Below are 19,160 nucleotides of genomic sequence, written 5' to 3'. Positions count from 1 at the left end.
AAACCAACTCCCTCGTCACTGTTCGTGACGTCGCCGACGCGCGCGGGAGGCCCGCCCGGCTGACCGGTGGTCCGGTGGCGGCCGTCCGGGCCGAAGGGCCGGCGTGCGGTCGATCGGACGATCCTCCGGCGGGCGCGAGTCGACCGGACCGGAGGAGGCGGCCGGGCTGCGGTAATGGGACCCTGGGGCACGGGGAACAGGCGCGGATGGCGGTAAATTTCCCGATACGCGGCGTCATGGTTGACGCTTACGCCCAGTGAAAGTAAGTTTCATCCGTGGCGAAGAGTCCGAAGATTTCTGCGAGTCACGAGCCCGGTGGACTGATCGTCCACATCAGCGGCCTCCTGCCCTCGCTGTCCCCGGCCGAGCAGCGGGTGGCCCGGCTGGTCGTCGCCGATCCGGCGGACGCGGCCCGGCGCACGATCACCGACCTTGCCACCGCCGCCGAGACATCCGAGGCGACCGTGATCCGGTTCTGCCGCTCGGTCGGCATGAACGGCTACCCCCAGCTGCGGATCCGACTCGCCGCCGAGGCCGCCCGCCGGGTCGAGCCGCCGGACGCGCGGGTCGTCGGCGGCGACATCCCGCCCGGCGCCGACCTGGCCCAGATCATCGCCACCATCGCGTTCAACGACGCACGGGCCGTCGAGGAAACCGCCGAGCAGCTCGACCCGGCGGTCTGCGAGCGGGTGGTCGAGGCGATCGGCGCGGCCGGCCGGATCGACGTCTACGGCGCGGGCGCCAGCGGCTTCGTCGCCTCGGACTTCCAGCAGAAGCTGCACCGCATCGGCCGCATCGCGTTCTACTTCCCGGACGTGCACACCGCGCTCACCTCCGCCGCGCTGCTGGGCCGCGGCGACGTCGCGGTCGGCATCTCCCACACCGGCACCACGTCCGACGTGATCGAGGTCCTGGAGCAGGCCCGGGCGCGCGGCGCCACCACGGTGGCGCTCACCAACTTCCCCCGCTCACCGATCACCGAGGTCGCGGACCACGTGCTCACCACCGCCGCCCGGGAGACGACCTACCGGTCCGGCGCGACGGCCAGCCGGCTGGCCCAGCTCACCGTGGTCGACTGCCTCTTCGTCGGGGTGGCCGCCCGGAGCCGGGCCCGCACCAAGAAGGCCCTCGAGGCCACCGCCGAGGCGGTCCAGTCGCGTCGGGTGGGTCCCGGGCGGAGGCGGGCATGACGGCGGGTCGGGTGGAGCGGGACGAGGTGACCGCGGTGCGCCCGGTGGTGCGTGTCGGCGCGCCGACCGAACGGCGTAACCCGCACAGCGTCGACCTCGACCTGATGTCGACCCGGGACGTGCTCACCGTGATCAACGAGGCCGACCGGCGGGTGCCGGCCGCGGTGGCCGCCGTGCTGGACGAGATCGCCGAGACCGTCGACCTGGCCGTGGCCGCGCTGCGCGGCGGACGCCGGGTGCACTACTTCGGCGCCGGCACCTCCGGCCGCCTGGGCGTGCTGGACGCGGCCGAGCTGGCCCCCACGTTCAACTCGCCGCGGCACTGGTTCTGCGCCCACCTGGCGGGCGGCCCGGAGGCCATGTGGCGGGCCGTCGAGGACGCCGAGGACGACGAGCGTGGCGGCGGAGCCGAGGCCGCCAAGTGTGTCCGCGCCGGGGACCTGGTGGTCGGCCTGGCGGCCAGCGGGCGCACCCCGTACGTCCTCGGGGCGCTCGCCGCGTCCCGGTCCCAGGGTGCCGGGACGGTGCTGCTCTGCGCGAATCCGGAGGCCGAGGCCGCCACGTCGGTGGACGTGTTCATCGGGGTGGACACCGGACCCGAGGTGGTCACCGGGTCGACCCGGATGAAGGCCGGCACCGCGCAGAAGCTGGTGCTCAACACGTTCTCCACGGCCGTGATGGTGCGTCTCGGCCGGGTCTACTCGAACCTCATGATCGACATGGTGGCCACCAACGCCAAGCTGCGCGGCCGGATGATCTCGATCCTGATGGAGGCCACCGGCTGCGCCGAGGAGGTCTGCGCCGTCGCGTTGCGGGAGGCCGACGGCGACCTCAAGACCGCCCTCGTCTCGCTGGTCTCCGGCGCCGAGGTGCCCGCCGCCCGGGCCGCCCTGGCCCGCGCCGCCGACCAGGTCCGCGGCGCGTTGGCCCTGCTCGCCTCCTGATCCCACCCGATCCCACCCGCCGGGCGCATCCGCCCGGCGGGTGCGACGCGTATCACGGGGTGGGAGGGGACGGCTCTCCCGGTGCGGATTGTTCAACGAGGCGGAGGGTAATCCTTCCCCGTGGCTGAACCGACTGGTCCACGGGCGCGTATCAGGCAGTGACCAGGATCCCAATGCGGCGGTGACGCGGCTCGCTGCGTTCATGGAACAGGCAATGGTGCCATTCCATGGGCGGACGGCGATTTCGCTGTTCCGGACCCCGTTCACCAGGGGGTCCGCCGGCCGTCGAGCAGGGGTCCTGACAGGAAACATGGACCGGGCTCTCAGGTAGCACTCAGGCATTCGTGACAGTTTCGACTCACGACATGGAATCCCCGACACGTCTCATCTGTTGTGTAGGTGTCAGCACCTACGGGCACAGCGGAGGTTACGGGGAGGGCTGATGAACGTGGGGATGGCAAGGAACCGGGCAACCGGCGCGAGCGAGGGGACCGTGGCAATCGTGGACAAGAAGATCGGCATGCGTACCGACGAGGTCGCCGAGGAGCGGGACCTGGTCGGCGTCTACCTGCACGAGATCTCCCGGACGCCGCTGCTGGACGCCGCCCGGGAGGTGGATCTCTCCAAGGCGATCGAGGGGGGCCTCTACGCCGAGCACCTGCTCGACTCCGACCGGATCCCGGACGGGGTCACCCGGGACGAGCTGGAGCGCGTGGTCGCCGACGGTGAGCGGGCGAAGGACCTGTTCATCCGCGCGAACCTGCGGCTGGTCGTCTCCATCGCCCGCCGCTACGTGCGCTCCGGCATGCCCATGCTGGACCTGATCCAGGAGGGCAACACCGGCCTGGTCCGGGCGGTCGAGAAGTTCGACTACGAGCGGGGCTTCAAGTTCTCCACCTACGCGACCTGGTGGATCCGGCAGGCCATCAGCCGGGCGATCGCCCAGCAGGAGCGGACCGTACGGCTGCCCGTGCACCTGGTGGAGGACGTCAACCGGATGCGCAACGTGGCCCGGCAGCTCACCCGCGAGCTGGGCGCCGACCCGGAGCCGGAGCAGATCGCGGCCTCGCTCGGCGTCACCGTCGAACGGGTCAACGAGCTGGTCCGCTGGTCGCAGGACACCGTCTCGCTGGACACCCCGGTGGGCGACGACGGTGACACCAACCTCGGTGACCTGGTCGCCGACAGCGACGCCCCGTCGCCGGAGGAGATCGTGCTCACCGGCCTGGAGCGGCAGCGGATCGAGGGGCTGCTCAACCACCTCGACGACCGGTCCGCCGGCATCATGCGGGCCCGCTACGGCCTGGAGGACGGGCGGGAGCACTCGCTGACCGAGGTCGCCTCCCGGTTCTCGCTCTCCCGGGAGCGGATCCGCCAGCTCGAGATCCAGGCCCTCGGCCGGCTCCGCGAGCTGGCCCGCGCCGAGGGGCTGCAGGCGGCCTGACCTGGTAGTAATGAACGACGAAACGGCCGGCGTCCGACAGGGGGACGCCGGCCGTTTCGCTGCCGTGGATCAGACCCGGCCGTAACCGGCGATCGACATGATGTTCATGCCGCGCTTGCTGACGTTGCGGCCCGCGCTGGGCGCGTCGATGATCTGACCGCCCCCGACGTAGAGGGCGACGTGCCCGAGCCCGGAGTAGAACACCAGGTCACCCGGTTGCAGCGCGCTCCGGCTGATCCTGGTCGTGGCGCTCCACTGGGCCGCCGCGTTGTGCGGCAGCGACTTCCCGGCGGCCCGCCAGGCGGCCAGCGTCAGGCCCGAGCAGTCGTAGCTGCCGGGGCCCTCGGCGCCCCACCCGTACGGCTTGCCGACCGCGCCGTAGGCGTACCGCACCGCCACCCCGGCCTTGCCGGAGACGGCCGGCGGCTTACCCGCCGAACTCGCCTTGGCCGGCGCCTCGGTGGCCCGCCCGTACGCCTGGCGGCGCATCTCGTAGAGGCGGGACAGGTCCCCCTCGATCCGCTTCTTACCGGCGGCGAGCTGCTTGGCCTGCGCCGCCTCCCGGGCCAGCGTGACGTCCAGCTTGGTCTTCTGGTCGATCAGCCGGCGCTGGTCGGCGGTGAAGCCGGTGATGGTGCGCTGCCGCTGGCGGGTGAGCAGGTCGAGCGTGCCCAGCCGCTCCGGCAGCGCGGCGGTGCCGCCCGGCTCCAGCAGCGCCGCCGCGGTGCGCATGCCACCGGTCTTGTACGCCGTGGCGGCCAGCATGCCCACGTCGGCGCGGCTCTGCTCGGCCCGCTCCTGCAACGGGCCGATCTTCGCCTCCAACGTGGCCGCGGTGGCCTTGTTGGCCTTGATGTCCTCGTTGAGCTTGTTGTAGGACTCGACGATTCGCTCCAGCTCAGTCGAGGACTTCTCGATCTGCTTCGTCAGCTCGGCGGGGGTGGGCTCGGCCCGAGCCACCGACGCCGGGGCGAGCAGCGCGGCCGACAGGCCGGCCACCGCCAGCGAGCGGAGCAGCATCCGTAAGGACGACAAGAGCGTAAAGCTCCTCTCCACGGTCGGCGGGCCGCGTCTGAACGACCCGTCGACGCCGGACCGGCGCCATCCGGGCGGATGGCGGTCGACCGGACCGACCTGCACAACCTAACCCGTGATCGGAGTGAACGGGAGTTCAAGCAGGGGCGAAAGTTGGCAAAGTGTCGGAAAGTGACAATGATGACGTTCACGATCGGTGACCGTTTCCGGCATGGCGAATGCGCCACACAATGGGACCCGGATCCGGGATTCCCACCCCGGAATCCATCCCCTCGGGAGGCCACCGTGCAGACCGACCGCTCCGCCACCCACCCGCCCCGCAGCACCGCGCCCGGCCTGCTCTACGCCCGGCCCGGCATCGTCGTCACCGCCGAACGCTTCACCGTCGGCCGCACGAGCTGGCCGGTCGCCGAGATCACCCAGCTCCGGACCGCCCGCGGCCCGCACGACCGGCTCGCCGTCCGGGCGGTCGCCGGCACCGCCGCGCTCATCGCGTCGGCCGGGCTGCTGCTCGGCTTCACCGGCGGCCTGCAACGGCTCACCGCCGGGGCGTACCTCACGCTCGGCGCGGTCGGGCTGCTGCCGCTGCTGCTCGTGCTGGTCGGTGACCGCTGGCGGCCCCCCGCGTACGAACTGTGGGGCCGGATCCGGGGCACCGAGGAACTGCTGTTCACCAGCGACGACGAACGGCAGTTCGGTCAGGTCGCCGACGCGCTGCGCCAGGCCCGGGAGCGGGCCCGCCACGACGGCCGGACCGACCCGCCGGGCACCGGCCCGTGGCGCCCGGCGCGCTGAACCCCGGTCAGCCGGCGACCGGCTCCGGGGTGCGCGCCCGGCGCTCGGCGGCCACCCAGTGGCTCACCCGCCGCTCCGCGTAGAACGAGACGAACGGCACGGTGCCGGCCAGCATCACCAGCAGCATCCGCTTCAGCGGCCAGTCGGCCCGGCGGGACAGGTCGAACGTCAGCGCCAGATAGAGCATGTAGAGCCAGCCGTGCGCGACACCCACCACGGCGACCACGCTCGGGTTGTCGAAGCCGTACTTCAGCGGCATGCCGATCAGGACCAGCACCACCAGCGCCACGCCCACGATCCAGGCGATCACGCGGTACCGGGTAAGGGCTCCGCCCACCGTCGTCCGTCCTTCCGCACCGGCCTCAGCCGGGATAGTCGCCGGGCCGGGCGCCCGGATTGGCGTTCAACCAGGAAAGGTAGCGGTTGTACGCGGCCAGCTCGCCGTCGTCCGCGCCCTCGGTCGGCGTCGACGGCACCCGGGCGACGCGCACCGGCCGGCGTACCGCCAGGGTCGGCGCGACCGGCTCGTCGCCGGCGGTCGCCGGCGGCGCGTCCTCCGCCGACGGACCGGGCGCGGCCCGCAGCGCCTGCCGCACCTCGCGCCACCAGACGAAGACCACGAAGCCGGCGAAGACCGGCCACTCGATCGCGTACCCGAAGCTCAGCGCGTTGCCCCCGGCGGCGCGGGTGACCTGCCACCAGCCCAGCCCGAGGAAACCCACCACCAGCACGACCATGGCCACGTGGCGGGCGATCCACGCCGGTGTCCGGAGCCGCTGCATGCCATCGAGGGTACCGGGGCCGGCGGCCGTCTCCGACGCGGCGTCGTAGGTGGCGTGGGTTTGGTGGCACAGCGGTTGGGCATCCGTCTAGTCGCCAGCCCGAACGAGACGAGGGGGCGACGATGACCGAATCGGTACGCCGGGACACCAGCCCGGAGCAGCGCGTCACCGAGTGGGACGGGGACCACGCCCGCGCCGGGGCCACCGACGGCGACCTGCCCGGCGTGGATCCCGCCGAGCTGAGCGACGAGGACCTGATCCGGGAGGTGCGGAGCCTGCACCGGACCCGGCTGGACACGCTGCGGCACGCCACCGACTCCGCGCTCGCCAACCACCTGCGCCGCACCGCCGAGCTGGAGACCGAGTACCTGGCCCGGCACCCCGGCCGGGAGATCGACCCGCACCGGCTGCGGGACGCCTGATGGCCAGCCACGCCGAGCGCGGCATGTCCGCGCCGCCCGAGGTGGTGTTCAACACCGCCACCGACCCGGACCGGTCCGCCGCCTGGCTGCCCGAGGAGCTGCGCGGCTCCGGCGCCTGCCGGGTGGAGGTGCTCGACGCCGACGACATGCGGGCGCGGTGGAGCAGCGCCGACTGGTCCGCGGAGATCGACGTGGAACCGGCCGACGCCGGCGGCGCCCGCGTCCGGCTGGACCTGGCCGGCCCGGACCACGGCCTGGCCGACGAGATCCTGGCCAACCTCGACCGCGAGGTCGGCGACAACCTGACCGCCGGCTGAGCCCGGCTGTCATGACGACGAGGGAGACCGGGTTGACCGGGAGTGGCCTGAAGCAGAAGGTGGCGCGTCTGCGCCAGGCGTACGCGCCGCACGAGCACCGGCCGCTGGAGGGCTACCTGAAGGCGATGGGCACCTACGCCGGCGTGACCGGCGCGCTGGTCGGGCTGGTCCGGGTCACCGGCCGACCGGTGCCGGAGCGGCCCTCGCCCGGTGACGTGGTGCTGCTCTCGATCGCCACGCACAAGCTGAGCCGGCTGCTGTCCAAGGACGCCATCACCAGTCCGCTGCGGGCGCCGTTCACCCGCTACGACCACCCGATCGGCAGCGGCGAGGTGATGGAGCAGGTCCGGGACGAGGGCAGCCCCACCCGGCACGCGCTCGGCGAGTTGGTGAGCTGCCCGTTCTGCCTGGCGGTGTGGGTGGCCACCGGGCTCACCGGCGGCCTGGTGCTGGCCCCCCGGCTGACCCGGCTGGTGGCCACCGCGCTGACCGCGGTCGCCGCGTCCGACTTCCTCCAGATGGGGTACGCGGTGGCCCAGCGGGCCGCCGAGGGCGGACACCACGAGGAGTGACCACGACGACGAGGGGGCCGGCGCGTACGCGCCGGCCCCCTCGTCGTGCCGCCCGATCAGGTGGGCGTGGTGCCGTGGTCCTCGCCGGCCCAGCCGCGCGACGTCTCCGGCTCCCGCTCGTCCTCCCCGGTGACGATGTCCCGGTCCACCGCGGTGCGGTCGTGCTCGTTGGCGAAGTCCGGCTCCGGCAGCGTGTCCACGCCCTCCGGGGGCTGGCCGAGCGCCGCCAGGTGCTCGTGCTCGGGTTCGCGGTCGGTCATGTCGGGTCCTCTCGTCGGCGGGGGCTCAGGCGACCGTGCCGCCCAGCAGGTCCGCCACCTCGTCCACCGCGTACTCGCCCTGGGGGAGCGCGGCGATCCGGGTGAGCAGCTCCGCCGGAAGCTCGGCGGCCACCGCGCGGCGGTAGATGTCGGTCTGACTGATCCGCTCCTGGCCGTGGTAGAGGTCGTCGAGCAGGTCGTCGAGCGGCCTGGTGTCCGGCTGCTCGGTCACGGGCGCGTCATCGGTCACGCCGACCACCTACCCGGCCCCGAACCGGTCAAACGCCGCCCAACGGAGCTCAGGCGGGGGTGGGCAGCGCGGCGCGGCGGGCGCGGACCGCCTGGGCCAGGTGGTCGAGCACCTCGTCGGTGGTGTCCCAGCCGATGCAGGCGTCGGTGATCGAGCGGCCGTACTCCAGCTCCCGGGTCGGGTCCAGGTCCTGCCGGCCTTCGTGCAGGAAGCTCTCCAACATGATCCCCACGATGCCGCGCTGCCCGGCGGCGAGCTGCCCGGCCACGTCCGCGGCGACCAGCGGCTGGTTGCGGTGGTCCTTGCCGCTGTTCGCGTGACTGGCGTCGATCACCACGCGTTCGGGCAGCCCGGCGGCGCGCAGCAGGTCCAGCGCCCCGGCCACCGACTCCGCGTCGTAGTTGGGCCGGCCACCGCCGCCGCGCAGCACCAGGTGCCCGTCGGCGTTGCCCCGGGTGTGCATGATCGCCGGGATGCCGGAGACGTCGATGCCGGGGAAGACGTGCGGTACGCCGGCCGCCCGGATCGCGTCGACAGCCGTGCCGATGCTGCCGTCGGGGCGGTTCTTCATGCCGATCGGCATGGACAGGCCGGAGGCGAGCTGCCGGTGCACCTGGCTCTCCACGGTCCGGGCGCCGATCGCGCCCCAGGCCACCGTGTCGGCGATGTACTGCGGGGTGATCGGGTCGAGGAACTCGCAGCCCACCGGCAGGCCCAACCGCAGCACGTCGAGCAGGAGCGCCCGCGCGGTCCGCAGACCGGTGTTCACGTCGCCCGAACCGTCCAGCGCCGGGTCGTTGATCAGGCCCTTCCAGCCCACGGTCGAGCGCGGCTTCTCGAAGTAGACCCGCATCACCACGAGCAGGTCGTCGGCGACCCGGTCGGCCGCCTCACGCAGCCGTCCGGCGTACTCCAGCGCGGCGGCCGGGTCGTGCACCGAGCACGGGCCGACCACCACCAGCAGCCGGTCGTCGGCGCGGTCCAGCACCCGGGCGACCGTGCGCCGGCCGGCTATCACGGCCTCGGCGAGCGGCGCGTCGAGCGGCAGGTGGTGGTGGAGCAGGGCCGGGGTGGTCAACGGCACGACGCGGTCGATCCGCTGGTCGATGACCCGGCGGGCGTCCGGAGACGTGGTCACGGTGGGAATCCTTCCGCCGACCGCGCCCCGGGGCCGGCGCCCAGGGTGTCGAGCCGGCTGCTCGCATGCGAAAGGGCAGGGAATCATCCCTGCCCGGCCGGCTCGAAGAGGAGGTGACGTCAGCTCACGGTCGAGTCACCGGCTCCTCCAGCCGGCTGCCTAAACCATCGATACGACCGCGTCACGTCAGCCAGCGTACCCGACGCGCCCGGGAATGCCCGTGCCGTTCCGCCAAGCGGGACGCGGGGTATGGGGGAACCCATGAGCCACCATCAGAGCGACCAGGACCGGATCGAATCCCGCGCGCACCTGCTGCCCGAGGAGGCGGCGGCGGGCAGCGACGACGCGCAGGCCCAGGCCGACGCGATCCTCGCCGAGTCGGATCTCCGGGAGGAGGACCAGAACGCCGCCCCGGACACGGTGCTGGAGCACCGCACGTCCGCCGAGACCGTCACCCCCGTCGAGCCTCCCGACTGAGCGGCGCGCCCCGGCCGCGGCGGGACCCCCGGTAACTGGCGTCCCGCAACCGGGCCAGCGGGCCGGCCAGCCGCAGCCCCGGCGGCACGTTGCCGATCGGGTCGAAGGCCGGCACGGCGTCCTCCGGGTCGCCGTGCCGGCCACCCAGGCGCACCTCGCCGAACGGCCGCCACGGACCCACCGCCGAGGCCACCGCGAGCACCAGCCGGGGCTCGTCGCCGGCCACCGCCGCGCCGGCCTCGGCCAGCGAGCGACCCAGGTCGGGTGAGTCCGGGTCGGCCAGCACGGCCAGGAACAGCCGCCGGGCCCCGGCCCGGAACGACATGATCGAGGTGTACGTCCCGGTGAAGCGCCGCCGGGGCAGCGGCAGGTTCCGCAGCACCGGCGCGGCGCCGCTGGAACTGACCAGCAGATCGATCGGCGGTTCCGGGTCCCGGTGCAGCCGGACCGCCACGCCCAGCACGTCCGGCCAGCCGGGCGGCGTCGGCGTGCCCTTGGAGAGCCGGACCGTGGCCGGCCACCGGCCGGGCAGGTCCAGCAGCGGCACCCCGGTCGGTGGTCCCGGCGTACCCCAGATCATCGCCTCGGCGGCGAACACGCGACCGGCGGGATGCAGCAGCCGGGCGTGCCGGAGCCGGGCCAGCGCGGCGGCGGCCCGCTCGACGGCGGACGGTGCGGGGGTCATGCCGAGCTGATACCCCGTCGCGCGGCGACGACGCGGGCGCGGCTCCCCTTTCCGCCCACCGGATCGGATAGCGTCGTGCCATGCCCGACAGCGGTTTCCCCTGGCCGATCGAGACGACCCGACTGGACAACGGCCTGCGTGTGGTGGTGAGCGAGGACCGCACCGCCCCGGCCGTGGCGGTCAACCTCTGGTACGACGTGGGGTCCCGCCACGAACCGGCGGGCCAGACCGGCTTCGCCCACCTCTTCGAGCACCTGATGTTCGAGGGCTCGGTGAACGTGGCGAAGACCGAGCACATGAAGCTGATCCAGGGCGCCGGCGGCTCACTCAACGCGACCACCAACCCGGACCGGACCAACTACTTCGAGACCGTTCCGGCCGAACACCTGGAGCTGGCGCTCTGGCTGGAGGCCGACCGGATGGGCGGCCTGGTGCCGGCGCTCACCCAGGAGACGCTCGACAACCAGCGCGACGTGGTGAAGAACGAACGGCGGCAGCGCTACGAGAACGTCCCCTACGGCGACGCCTGGCTGCGGCTGCTGCCGCTGCTCTACCCGCCCGGCCACCCCTACCACCACGCCACGATCGGGTCGATGGCCGACCTGAACGCCGCCGACCTGGCCACCTTCCAGGCGTTCCACGCCACCTACTACGCGCCGAACAACGCGGTGCTCACCGTGGTCGGCGACGCCCCCGCCGCGGAGGTGTTCGCGCTGGCCGACAAGTACTTCGGCGGCCTCGCGCCGCGCCCGGACATCCCGGCCGCCCCGGACGGCCGCACCGTGCCGGCCACCGGCCGGCCGGCGGTGGAGACGGTCACCGCCGACGTGCCCGCCCCCCGCGTCTACCTCGCGCACCGCACCCACCCGTTCGGCGCCACCGGGTACGACGTGACCACGGTCCTCGCCACCGTGCTGGGCAGCGGCCGGGGCAGCCGGCTCTACCAGCGGCTCGCCGACGGGGAACGGATCGCCCAGCCGGACCTGGTCGGGGCGTACGGGGTCGACCTGGCGCACGCGCCGGCCCCGCTGATCGCCACCGCCACCGCCCGCCCCGGCGTGACCGCCGAGCGGCTGCGCGACGGGCTGGCCGAGGTGGTCGACGAGCTGGCCACCGTGCCGGTGACCGCCGCCGAGCTGGACCGCGCCAAGGCGCTGCTGAGCACCTCGTGGTGGCGGCAGATGTCCACGGTGGACGGCCGCGCCGACACGCTCGGCCGCTACGCCACCCAGTTCGGCGACCCGGCCCGCGCCGCCGACCGGCTGCCCGGCTGGCTCGCCGTCACCGCCGAGCAGATCGCCGAGCAGGCCGCCGAGCTGCTCGGCGCCGCCGACCGGGTGATCCTGACCTACCTGCCCGAGGAGACCTCATGACGCTGATCGCCACCCGTCCCGGCTCGGGCGCCGCCCGCGCCTACCGGTTCCCCCAGGTGGTCCGGCGGACGGTGGCCGGTGGTCAGGTGGTCGCCGCGCACCTGCCCGGGCAGAACCTCGCCGTCGCGTTGCTGCTGCTCGACGGCGGCGCCGGCCGGGAGCCGGTCGGCAAGGAGGGCCTCGGCGCGGTGCTGGCCAAGGCGCTGGAGGAGGGCACCGCGCACCGGGACGCCACCGCGTACGCGCTGGCCATCGAGGCGCTCGGCACCGAGCTGGTGGCCGGGCTCGACTGGGACTCGTTCCAGGTCAGCGTGCAGGTCCCGGTGGAGCGGCTGAGCGCCGCGGTGGAGCTGATGGCCGAGGCGGTCCGCACGCCGCGGCTCGATCCGGCCGACGTGCTGCGGGTCCGCGACGACGAGGCGACCGCGCTGCGGATGGACTGGGCCAACCCGGGCCCGCGCGCCGACGCGGTGCTGCGCGCCGACCTGTTCGGCGTGGAACACCGGTGGGGCCGCCCGCTCTACGGCGACCCGGGCAGCGTGGCCGCGCTGGAGGCGGACGACGTCACGGTCTTCCACTCGGAGTGGTTCATCCGCCCCGGCACGCTGATCGTCGCCGGCGACCTGGAACGGATCGACCTGGACGCGCTCGGCGCGGCGGCGTTCGTCGGCACCGGTGGCGGCCCGGTCGACCGGGGCGGCCCGATCGACGTGCCGCTCGCCGACCGGCGGCGGATCATCCTGGTCGACCGGCCCGGCTCGGTGCAGTCCACGCTGCGGCTGGGCCACCCGTCCCCGCACCGCGGCCACCCCGACCACGTGCCGATGACGCTCGCCGGCACCGTGCTCGGCGGCGCGTTCACCTCCCGCCTCAACCACCTGATCCGTGAGGTGCGCGGCTACACGTACGGGATCCGGGGCGACTTCGCCTCGTCGCGGCGGTTCGGCCGGTTCGCGGTCAGCTCCGGCGTGCAGACCGCGGTGACCGCGCCGGCGCTCGTCGAGTCGGTGGGGGAGGTCTCGCGTACCCGGGAGGCCGGGGTGACCGAGGAGGAGCTGGAGGTGGCCCGTTCCTGGCGGGCCGGGCAGCTCTCGGTCGAGTTGCAGAGCCCGCGGGCGATCGCGTCGGCGCTCACCACGCTGGTGGTGCACGACCTGCCGGACGACTACCACGCCACGCTGCGCGAGGCGCTGCTCGCGGCCACCGTCGAGGAGGTCTCCGCGGCCGCCGCGACGCATCTGCACCCGGAGGCGCTGACCCTGGTGGTCGAGGGCGACGCGGCGGTGATCCGGGACGAACTGGTGGCCGCCGACCTCGGCGAGGTGGTCGACCACGCGTGACCGGTGGGGGCGGCGGGGTGTGTGATTCCCGTCGCCCCGGCCCGCGCGCTGGGAAACGCTTCCCGCCCGCCCGGCCCGGCTGGGTAGCCTCGCGGGCATGAGGATCGGCATTGTGGGTGCCACCGGCCAGGTCGGTGGCGTGATGCGGCAGGTGCTGGCGGAACGCGAGTTCCCGGCGGAGCAGGTGCGGTTGTTCGCCTCGGCGCGGTCGGCCGGGCGGGCGCTGCCGTGGCGCGACGGCGAGGTCACGGTCGAGGACGCGGCCACCGCGGACTACCGCGGCCTGGACATCGTGCTCTTCTCGGCCGGCAAGAGCACCTCGAAGGAGCTGGCGCCCCGGGTCGCCGAGGCCGGCGCCGTGGTGATCGACAACTCGTCGGCGTACCGGATGGATCCGGCGGTGCCGCTGGTGGTCGCCGAGGTCAACCCGCACGCCCTCGCCGACCGACCCAAGGGCATCGTGGCCAACCCGAACTGCACCACGATGGCCGCCATGCCGGTGCTGCGCCCGCTGCACGCCGAGGCCGGGCTGGTCAGCCTGGTCGTCGCCACCTACCAGGCGGTCTCCGGCGCCGGCCTGGCCGGTGTGGCCGAGCTGGACGACCAGGTCCGCAAGGTGGCCGAGGGCGCGAGCGCGCTCGCCTTCGACGGCACCGCCGTCGAGTTCCCCGCGCCGCGGATGTTCGCCGCGCCGATCGCGTTCAACGTGCTGCCGCTGGCCGGCTCGATCGTCGACGACGGCTCCGACGAGACCGACGAGGAGCAGAAGCTGCGCAACGAGAGCCGCAAGATCCTGGAGATCCCCGGGCTGAAGGTCTCCGGCACCTGCGTACGGGTGCCCGTGTTCACCGGTCACTCGTTGCAGATCAACGCCCGGTTCGCCCGGCCGATCGACCCGGCCCGCGCCCGCGAGCTGCTCGACGGCGCGCCCGGGGTGGCGCTGCGTGACGTGCCCACCCCGCTGGTGGCGGCCGGCCAGGACCCGACGTTCGTCGGACGGATCCGGGTGGACGAGACGGTTGAGCACGGGCTGGCGCTGTTCTGCTCGAACGACAACCTGCGCAAGGGCGCGGCGCTCAACGCCGTACAGCTCGCCGAGCTGGTCGCCGCCGAGCGCTGACCCCGCCCGGGACCGCACCGCGGGAGGCGTCCGTGCCGGCACGGACGCCTCCGCAGCGGGTATGCGGGGCCGGTTGCCGGCGACCCGCGCCGGCGGGCGGAGGCACCGATGGCGGCCGGACGCGACACCGGGGACGTCGAGGAGGTCGAGGCCGGGCTGCGCTCGGACACGGCCCGGGTGATCGGATTCAGCGACGCGGTCTTCGCCATCGTCATCACGCTGCTGGTGCTCGACCTGAGCGTGCCCGAGGTGACGCCGGGCAGGATGCCGCACGCCCTGCTCGAACAGTGGCCGGTCTACCTCGCCTTCGGCACGTCCTTCCTCTACGTGGCGGTCAACTGGCTGAACCACAAGGGCACGTTCCTCCGGGTCCGGTGCGCCGACCGTGGGTTGGACTGGGCCAACCTGGGGGTGCTGTTCGGCGTGGCCCTGCTGCCGTTCGTGACCGCGCTGGTCTCCCGCGCGGTGGAGAAGGGCGACGTGTCCGACGAACGGGTCGCGATCGGCGCCTACGCGCTGCTCGGCGTCCTCCTCTCGGCCACCTGGTTGTGGCTGTACCACTACCTGCACCGGCGCCCGGAGCTGCGCCAGGCCGGTGTGCCACGCCGGTTCTTCGCCGCCGAGCGGCTCCGCGCGCTGTTCGGCGTGGCCGCGTACGCGATCGCCGGTCTGGTGGGGTGGTGGGTGAGCGTGCCGGTGGCGCTTGTGGTGTTCCTGCTGCTGCCGCTCTTCTACGGGCTGTCCAGCAACGGCTCCTACGAGATCCGCCGGCGGATCCGGCGCCGGGGGTGAACCGCCCGAGTTACCCCGCCTGCGGCGGCGGGTAGACCGCGGTGCCGACACCGAGAGGGGAGCACCATGACAACGGTCGGAGAGTTCATGACGACCCGGTTGGTGACGATGGACGGCAACGACACGCTCACCGCGGCGGCGCAGGAGATGCGCGACAGCGCCATCGGCGACGTGGTGGTGACCGACGGCGACAACGTGGTCGGCATCGTCACGGACCGGGACATCACGGTCCGGGGCGTGGCCGAGGACCGTAACCCCGCCACCACCCGGCTCAACGAGATCACCAGCAAGGACGTGGTGACGGTGAGCCAGTACGACGACGCGGTGGCCGCCGCCGACCTGATGCGCACGTACGCGGTCCGCCGGCTCCCGGTCATCGAGGACGGGAAGCTGGTCGGCCTGGTGTCGATGGGTGACCTGGCGGTGGAGCGGGAACCCCAGTCGGTGCTCGCGGACATCAGCGCCGACGACCCCAACAACTGACCTGCCGACGTGGTGACGCCGCCCCCGGTTCGGGGGCGGCGTTCCGCATGTCCGGTCCGGTCGCCTCACCCGATCCGGGCGAGGTTGACCCGGGGGCGTGGCGGGGACCCGTCCGGTCGACGAGGAGGCCGCCGAGCGCGGGAGGAGTCACCTTCGATGGTGGACACGACCACGAGATTCTTCGAGGACCTGGACCGGCGCGGGTTCGAGCCGCTGCTGGTCAAGACGTCCGGGACGCTCCGGTTCGACCTGCACGAAGGCGCGCGGACCACGCACTGGCTGCTGGAGATCGACCGGGGCAACCTGCGGGTCCGGCAGGAGGACGGCGAGGCGGACACCGTGGTCGGGACCGAGCCCCGGCTCTTCGCCGAGCTGGTCGGTGGTGAGGAGAACGCCATCGCGGCGTTGCTGCGCGGCGACATGACGGTCGTCGGCGACCTCCGACTCGTGTTGCAGATCGAGCGCGTCTTTCCGGGCCCGCCGGACTCCCGCGGGCCGCGCCACGCATTCGCCAGGAGGGCCGCCTGATGGCCGGGAACAACACCGTCCGGATCCTGGACGGCAACACGTTCGTGGTCTCCGAGGACACCGGGGACATCGAGGCCACGCCGACGGAACCGACCGGGCTGTTCTCCCTCGACACGCGGTACCTGTCGAAGTGGGTGCTCACGGTCGACGGCGAGCGGCTCAACGCGCTCTCCTACGACGACCTCCAGTACTACGAGGCGCGCTTCTTCCTGGTGCCCGGCATGGCCACGCACTACGTCGACGCGAAGCTGTCGGTCATCCGGGAACGGGCGGTGGGCGGCAGCTTCCGGGAGACGCTGACCGTGCTCAACCACGACGAGAACGCGGTGGACCTGGAGATCCGGATCGACGCCGGCGCCGACTTCGCCGACCTCTTCCAGGTCAAGGACGAGATCCTCAACAAGAAGGGCGAACTGTACGCCGAGGCGGAGTCGGACCGGCTGCGGCTGGGCTACCGGCGGGGCAACTTCAAGCGGGAGACGGTCCTCTCCGCGAACCAGCCGGCCCGCTACGACAGCCGGGGCTTCGCCTGGAGCATCCACCTGGAGCCCAACGAACAGTGGGACGTCCTCATCGATGTGCAGACGTTCGCCATCGGCCCGGGTGGCCGGGACCTGCGGATGGGACTACGCGCGCACGGCACCGAGCGGCTCGCGCTCCAGCACGACCTGGAGGAGTGGATCGACCAGGCCCCCAAGGTCAACAGTGAGCACGGCGGGGTCTCCGCGACCTACCAGCGGAGCCTGGTCGACCTCGCCGCACTGCGCTTCTCACCGCTGTCGCTCGGCGGGCAGACGCTGCCCGCCGCCGGCCTGCCCTGGTTCATGACCATGTTCGGCCGGGACAGCATCCTCACCTGCCTCCAGGTGCTGCCGTTCGCGCCCGAGATGTCGAAGACCACGCTGCGCATCCTCGGCGCGCTCCAGGGCACCCGGTTCGACGACTTCCGGGACGAGGACCCGGGCCGGATCCTGCACGAGATGCGGTACGGCGAGACCGCCGCGTTCGAGGAGCAGCCGCACTCGCCCTACTACGGCTCGGTGGACGCGACCCCGCTGTTCGTGGTGCTGCTCGACGAGTACGAGCGGTGGAGCGGGGACGTCGCGCTGGTCAAGGAGCTGGAACGGGAGTGCCGCGCCGCGCTGAAGTGGATCGACGACTACGCCGACCTGGTCGGCAACGGGTACATCTGGTACGAGCGGCGCAACATCGACACCGGCCTCGAGAACCAGTGCTGGAAGGACTCCTGGGACTCCATCTCCTACGCCGACGGCACGCTGCCGCCGTTCCCCCGGGCGAGCTGCGAGGTGCAGGGGTACGCGTACGACGCGAAGACGCGCGCCGCCCGCCTGGCCCGGGAGTTCTGGGGCGACCCCGCGTACGCCGATCAGTTGGAACGCGAGGCGGCGGAGCTGAAGGCGCGGTTCAACCGCGACTGGTGGGTCGCCGACGGCGGCTTCTACGCGCTCGCGCTGGACCCGGAGGGGCGGCAGTGCGACGTGCTCAGCTCCAACATCGGCCACCTGCTGTGGAGCGGCATCGTCGACGACGAGCGGGCGCCGCAGATCGCCGCGCACCTGGTCGGGCCGCGGCTCTGGTCCGGCTGGGGGGTGCGGACGCTGGCCGAGGGCGAGGTCCGCTACAACCCGATCGGCTACCACAACGGCACGATCTGGCCGTTCGACAACTCGTTCGTCGCCTGGGGCCTGCGCCGGTACGGCTTCGCCGACGAGGCGGCCACGGTGGCCAACGGCATCCTGGACGCGGCCAGCTACTTCGACGGCCGGCTGCCGGAGGCGTTCGGCGGCTACCAGCGGGAGCTGACCAAGTTCCCGGTGGAGTACCCGACCGCCTGCAGCCCGCAGGCGTGGTCGACCGGGGCGCCGCTGCTGCTGATCCGGACCATGCTGGGGTTGGAGCCGCACGAGGGGCACCTGGCGGTGGACCCGCAGCTGCCGGTGGGCATGGGGCGGATCGAGGTGCTGGACATCCCGGGTCGCTGGGGCCGGGTGGACGCGTTCGCCCGGGGCCGGCTGGACCTGCACAACCCGGCCGGGTGACGCCGGCCGGCTCAGTGGCCGGCGGGTGGCCCCTCGGCGTGCGCCTCGTTCGGCGGCAGCAGGCAGAACTCGTTGCCCTCCGGGTCGGCCAGCACGGTCCACCGGGGCAGCTCGCGGACCACCGTCGCGCCGGCCTCCAGCACGGCGGCGCGTTCCTCGGCGTCGCCGACCAGGTCCAGGTGGATCCGGCCGGGCGCGGGCAGCTCACCGGCCGGGCTGATCCACAGGTCCGGCCGCCGCCCGTGCGGGTCGCGCAGCAGCACCGCCTCGGCCGGTCCCAGTGTCCGGCCGGCGAGCTTCTCCCGGTCCGCCTCCGCCACCGGCAGCCCGCTGACCGCGCTCCAGAACGGGGCGAGCAGGTACGGATCGCGGCAGTGGATGACGATCGCGGCGAGATCGGGCATACCACCGAACCTAGTCGGCCCGGGCCGCCGGCAGGACGTTGTCCAGGAACGCGGCGGTGACCGCGCGCAGGTCGGGGCGGGCCAGGTCGAGCGCGTGACCGCCGTGGGTGAGCCAGAGGTGCGTCGGGTGGCCGGCGGCGAGCAGCCGGCCGGCCAGCTCGACCGCCTGCGCGGCCGGCACCGGCACGTCGTCCCGGCCCTGCACCAGCAGCACCGGCACGCCGGCGCCGAGATGACTGGCGACGGTGGCGTCGGCGGTGGCCGGATCACCGGCGGCCGGCGGGTGCCCCAGCAGGTCGGCCCACGGGTCGTCGCCCGAGGGCCGGCGGCGCCGCTGCTCGTCGTCGAGCGGGTCGACAGGCGCCCAGTACGCCAGCGCGGCCGTCACGTCGCCCGGCCGGTCCACCCCGCGCAGGGCCAGGTGCAGGGCGAGCGTCCCGCCGGCCGAGTCGCCGCCGACCAGCAGCGGCCGGCCGCCCGCGGAGGCCCGGGCCGCCCGCGCGGCGGCGCGTACGTCGTCGAGCTGGGCCGGCCAGCGGGCCTCGTGCGAGAAGCGGTAGTCGGCGGCGACCACCCGGAGGCCGAGCGACGCCAGCGCGGCGCCGTCCTCCGAGGAGCGGGCCCGCCAGCCGCCGCCGTGGATCCAGAGCAGCACGCCGCGTTCGGTCATCCCCCCATCGTGGTCGCGGCCGGACCGCTCCGCGACCCGGCTCTGCCCAGGGCAGAGTGGCGCTACGGTCGGGTAACCT

Annotated in this window: 24 protein-coding genes; 15 read left to right on the top strand and 9 right to left on the bottom strand. The window is 73.4% G+C overall.

Annotation, left to right across the window (positions count from 1 at the left end; translation table 11 throughout):
• Positions 1-275 precede the first annotated feature (275 nt).
• From OG767_RS26205 to OG767_RS26195, 3 genes are all read left to right on the top strand, one after another.
• Positions 276-1,190, top strand: a complete 915-nt coding sequence (locus OG767_RS26205; RefSeq protein WP_107157071.1) for a MurR/RpiR family transcriptional regulator — start codon at positions 276-278, stop codon at positions 1,188-1,190.
• Complete coding sequence (gene murQ, locus OG767_RS26200; RefSeq protein WP_405090930.1) at positions 1,187-2,134, top strand: N-acetylmuramic acid 6-phosphate etherase; 948 nt, start codon at positions 1,187-1,189, stop codon at positions 2,132-2,134. Before OG767_RS26205 ends, murQ begins: the two co-directional genes overlap by 4 nt.
• A 454-nt stretch (positions 2,135-2,588) precedes the next feature.
• Positions 2,589-3,578 (top strand): RNA polymerase sigma factor RpoD/SigA, encoded by a 990-nt coding sequence (locus OG767_RS26195; protein ID WP_405094316.1) that lies wholly within the window; start codon positions 2,589-2,591, stop codon positions 3,576-3,578.
• 69 nt (positions 3,579-3,647) lie between these two features.
• Here OG767_RS26195 and OG767_RS26190 read toward each other — a convergent pair whose 3' ends face one another.
• Positions 3,648-4,613 carry an NlpC/P60 family protein gene (locus tag OG767_RS26190; RefSeq protein WP_405090929.1) on the bottom strand — a complete coding sequence of 322 codons (966 nt, stop codon included), beginning with the start codon at positions 4,611-4,613 and terminating at the stop codon, positions 3,648-3,650.
• 285 nt (positions 4,614-4,898) lie between these two features.
• Here OG767_RS26190 and OG767_RS26185 point away from each other — a divergent pair, with 285 nt between their 5' ends.
• On the top strand, positions 4,899-5,408 hold the full coding sequence (locus OG767_RS26185) for a DUF6232 family protein (protein WP_405090928.1): 510 nt from the start codon (positions 4,899-4,901) through the stop codon (positions 5,406-5,408).
• A 7-nt stretch (positions 5,409-5,415) separates the two neighbouring features.
• On the opposite strand, the gene OG767_RS26180 is transcribed toward OG767_RS26185, so the two are convergent.
• Both OG767_RS26180 and OG767_RS26175 read right to left on the bottom strand, forming a co-directional pair.
• Positions 5,416-5,745: a DUF3817 domain-containing protein gene (locus OG767_RS26180; RefSeq protein WP_343445474.1), complete on the bottom strand. Its 330-nt coding sequence runs from the start codon at positions 5,743-5,745 to the stop codon at positions 5,416-5,418.
• A 25-nt stretch (positions 5,746-5,770) separates the two neighbouring features.
• Positions 5,771-6,190, bottom strand: coding sequence for a hypothetical protein (locus tag OG767_RS26175; RefSeq protein WP_405090927.1), 420 nt, complete (start codon positions 6,188-6,190; stop codon positions 5,771-5,773).
• 122 nt (positions 6,191-6,312) lie between these two features.
• On the opposite strand from OG767_RS26175, the gene OG767_RS26170 reads away from it, so the two are divergent.
• From OG767_RS26170 to OG767_RS26160, 3 genes are read left to right on the top strand one after another with little or no spacing between them, the layout of a single operon-like run.
• Positions 6,313-6,612 (top strand): DUF6158 family protein, encoded by a 300-nt coding sequence (locus OG767_RS26170; RefSeq protein WP_405090926.1) that lies wholly within the window; start codon positions 6,313-6,315, stop codon positions 6,610-6,612.
• Positions 6,612-6,929: an SRPBCC family protein gene (locus OG767_RS26165; RefSeq protein ID WP_281937457.1), complete on the top strand. Its 318-nt coding sequence runs from the start codon at positions 6,612-6,614 to the stop codon at positions 6,927-6,929. The genes OG767_RS26170 and OG767_RS26165 overlap by 1 nt, the downstream gene beginning before the upstream one ends.
• Before the next feature lie 11 nt (positions 6,930-6,940).
• A complete protein-coding gene (locus tag OG767_RS26160; protein WP_405090925.1) occupies positions 6,941-7,501 on the top strand; it encodes a DUF1360 domain-containing protein in 561 nt (186 codons plus the stop codon).
• Positions 7,502-7,557: 56 nt separating this feature from the next.
• On the opposite strand, the gene OG767_RS26155 is transcribed toward OG767_RS26160, so the two are convergent.
• The 3 genes from OG767_RS26155 to OG767_RS26145 are packed head-to-tail and all read right to left on the bottom strand — an operon-like array spanning position 7,558 to position 9,158.
• The gene (locus tag OG767_RS26155) at positions 7,558-7,761 is read right to left on the bottom strand and encodes a hypothetical protein (protein WP_107157081.1); all 204 of its coding nucleotides are present in this window, start codon (positions 7,759-7,761) and stop codon (positions 7,558-7,560) included.
• 25 nt (positions 7,762-7,786) lie between these two features.
• Positions 7,787-8,020: a hypothetical protein gene (locus OG767_RS26150; RefSeq protein WP_374709203.1), complete on the bottom strand. Its 234-nt coding sequence runs from the start codon at positions 8,018-8,020 to the stop codon at positions 7,787-7,789.
• Positions 8,021-8,060: 40 nt separating this feature from the next.
• Positions 8,061-9,158, bottom strand: coding sequence for a 3-deoxy-7-phosphoheptulonate synthase (locus tag OG767_RS26145; protein WP_405094315.1), 1,098 nt, complete (start codon positions 9,156-9,158; stop codon positions 8,061-8,063).
• Positions 9,159-9,410: 252 nt separating this feature from the next.
• Between OG767_RS26145 and OG767_RS26140 the strand changes: the two genes are divergently transcribed.
• The gene (locus tag OG767_RS26140) at positions 9,411-9,626 is read left to right on the top strand and encodes a hypothetical protein (protein WP_281937453.1); all 216 of its coding nucleotides are present in this window, start codon (positions 9,411-9,413) and stop codon (positions 9,624-9,626) included.
• Here the strand turns inward: OG767_RS26140 and OG767_RS26135 are convergent.
• Complete coding sequence (locus OG767_RS26135) at positions 9,601-10,311, bottom strand: phosphodiesterase (protein WP_405090924.1); 711 nt, start codon at positions 10,309-10,311, stop codon at positions 9,601-9,603. The two genes, OG767_RS26140 and OG767_RS26135, sit on opposite strands and share 26 nt — an antisense overlap.
• Positions 10,312-10,391: 80 nt before the next feature.
• Here OG767_RS26135 and OG767_RS26130 point away from each other — a divergent pair, with 80 nt between their 5' ends.
• The 7 genes from OG767_RS26130 (at position 10,392) to OG767_RS26100 (ending at position 18,007) form a co-directional block, all read left to right on the top strand.
• The gene (locus OG767_RS26130; protein WP_405090923.1) at positions 10,392-11,684 is read left to right on the top strand and encodes a M16 family metallopeptidase; all 1,293 of its coding nucleotides are present in this window, start codon (positions 10,392-10,394) and stop codon (positions 11,682-11,684) included.
• Positions 11,681-13,024 (top strand): M16 family metallopeptidase, encoded by a 1,344-nt coding sequence (locus tag OG767_RS26125; RefSeq protein ID WP_405090922.1) that lies wholly within the window; start codon positions 11,681-11,683, stop codon positions 13,022-13,024. The genes OG767_RS26130 and OG767_RS26125 overlap by 4 nt, the downstream gene beginning before the upstream one ends.
• A gap of 97 nt (positions 13,025-13,121) precedes the next feature.
• The gene (locus tag OG767_RS26120) at positions 13,122-14,144 is read left to right on the top strand and encodes an aspartate-semialdehyde dehydrogenase (RefSeq protein ID WP_405090921.1); all 1,023 of its coding nucleotides are present in this window, start codon (positions 13,122-13,124) and stop codon (positions 14,142-14,144) included.
• Positions 14,145-14,252: 108 nt separating this feature from the next.
• Positions 14,253-14,936, top strand: coding sequence for a TMEM175 family protein (locus tag OG767_RS26115; RefSeq protein ID WP_281937444.1), 684 nt, complete (start codon positions 14,253-14,255; stop codon positions 14,934-14,936).
• 66 nt (positions 14,937-15,002) lie between these two features.
• The gene (locus OG767_RS26110; RefSeq protein ID WP_107157087.1) at positions 15,003-15,419 is read left to right on the top strand and encodes a CBS domain-containing protein; all 417 of its coding nucleotides are present in this window, start codon (positions 15,003-15,005) and stop codon (positions 15,417-15,419) included.
• 156 nt (positions 15,420-15,575) lie between these two features.
• On the top strand, positions 15,576-15,947 hold the full coding sequence (locus OG767_RS26105) for an SCP2 sterol-binding domain-containing protein (RefSeq protein WP_405090920.1): 372 nt from the start codon (positions 15,576-15,578) through the stop codon (positions 15,945-15,947).
• Entirely contained in the window at positions 15,947-18,007 is a 2,061-nt protein-coding gene (locus tag OG767_RS26100; protein ID WP_405090919.1) for a glycogen debranching N-terminal domain-containing protein, read from the top strand. The genes OG767_RS26105 and OG767_RS26100 overlap by 1 nt, the downstream gene beginning before the upstream one ends.
• Before the next feature lie 11 nt (positions 18,008-18,018).
• Here OG767_RS26100 and OG767_RS26095 read toward each other — a convergent pair whose 3' ends face one another.
• Both OG767_RS26095 and OG767_RS26090 read right to left on the bottom strand, forming a co-directional pair.
• Entirely contained in the window at positions 18,019-18,411 is a 393-nt protein-coding gene (locus OG767_RS26095) for a VOC family protein (RefSeq protein WP_405090918.1), read from the bottom strand.
• 10 nt (positions 18,412-18,421) lie between these two features.
• Positions 18,422-19,081, bottom strand: coding sequence for an alpha/beta hydrolase (locus OG767_RS26090; RefSeq protein WP_405090917.1), 660 nt, complete (start codon positions 19,079-19,081; stop codon positions 18,422-18,424).
• Positions 19,082-19,160 lie beyond the last annotated feature (79 nt).

It is taken from the genome of Micromonospora sp. NBC_01392 (assembly GCF_045040125.1).
Taxonomy (GTDB): domain Bacteria; phylum Actinomycetota; class Actinomycetes; order Mycobacteriales; family Micromonosporaceae; genus Micromonospora.
Note: the sequence above shows the minus strand (reverse complement) of the source record. Positions and strands in the feature narration are given on the sequence as shown.

Coding starts and splice junctions, on each gene's coding strand:
- murQ (WP_405090930.1), top strand. CDS start 1,187: ATGACGGCGGGTCGGGTGGAGCGGGACGAGGTGACCGCGGTGCGCCCG.
- OG767_RS26195 (WP_405094316.1), top strand. CDS start 2,589: ATGGCAAGGAACCGGGCAACCGGCGCGAGCGAGGGGACCGTGGCAATC.
- OG767_RS26175 (WP_405090927.1), bottom strand. CDS start 6,190: ATGCAGCGGCTCCGGACACCGGCGTGGATCGCCCGCCACGTGGCCATG.
- OG767_RS26170 (WP_405090926.1), top strand. CDS start 6,313: ATGACCGAATCGGTACGCCGGGACACCAGCCCGGAGCAGCGCGTCACC.
- OG767_RS26165 (WP_281937457.1), top strand. CDS start 6,612: ATGGCCAGCCACGCCGAGCGCGGCATGTCCGCGCCGCCCGAGGTGGTG.
- OG767_RS26160 (WP_405090925.1), top strand. CDS start 6,941: ATGACGACGAGGGAGACCGGGTTGACCGGGAGTGGCCTGAAGCAGAAG.
- OG767_RS26155 (WP_107157081.1), bottom strand. CDS start 7,761: ATGACCGACCGCGAACCCGAGCACGAGCACCTGGCGGCGCTCGGCCAG.
- OG767_RS26140 (WP_281937453.1), top strand. CDS start 9,411: ATGAGCCACCATCAGAGCGACCAGGACCGGATCGAATCCCGCGCGCAC.
- OG767_RS26135 (WP_405090924.1), bottom strand. CDS start 10,311: ATGACCCCCGCACCGTCCGCCGTCGAGCGGGCCGCCGCCGCGCTGGCC.
- OG767_RS26130 (WP_405090923.1), top strand. CDS start 10,392: ATGCCCGACAGCGGTTTCCCCTGGCCGATCGAGACGACCCGACTGGAC.
- OG767_RS26125 (WP_405090922.1), top strand. CDS start 11,681: ATGACGCTGATCGCCACCCGTCCCGGCTCGGGCGCCGCCCGCGCCTAC.
- OG767_RS26120 (WP_405090921.1), top strand. CDS start 13,122: ATGAGGATCGGCATTGTGGGTGCCACCGGCCAGGTCGGTGGCGTGATG.
- OG767_RS26115 (WP_281937444.1), top strand. CDS start 14,253: ATGGCGGCCGGACGCGACACCGGGGACGTCGAGGAGGTCGAGGCCGGG.
- OG767_RS26110 (WP_107157087.1), top strand. CDS start 15,003: ATGACAACGGTCGGAGAGTTCATGACGACCCGGTTGGTGACGATGGAC.
- OG767_RS26105 (WP_405090920.1), top strand. CDS start 15,576: ATGGTGGACACGACCACGAGATTCTTCGAGGACCTGGACCGGCGCGGG.
- OG767_RS26100 (WP_405090919.1), top strand. CDS start 15,947: ATGGCCGGGAACAACACCGTCCGGATCCTGGACGGCAACACGTTCGTG.
- OG767_RS26095 (WP_405090918.1), bottom strand. CDS start 18,411: ATGCCCGATCTCGCCGCGATCGTCATCCACTGCCGCGATCCGTACCTG.
- OG767_RS26090 (WP_405090917.1), bottom strand. CDS start 19,081: ATGACCGAACGCGGCGTGCTGCTCTGGATCCACGGCGGCGGCTGGCGG.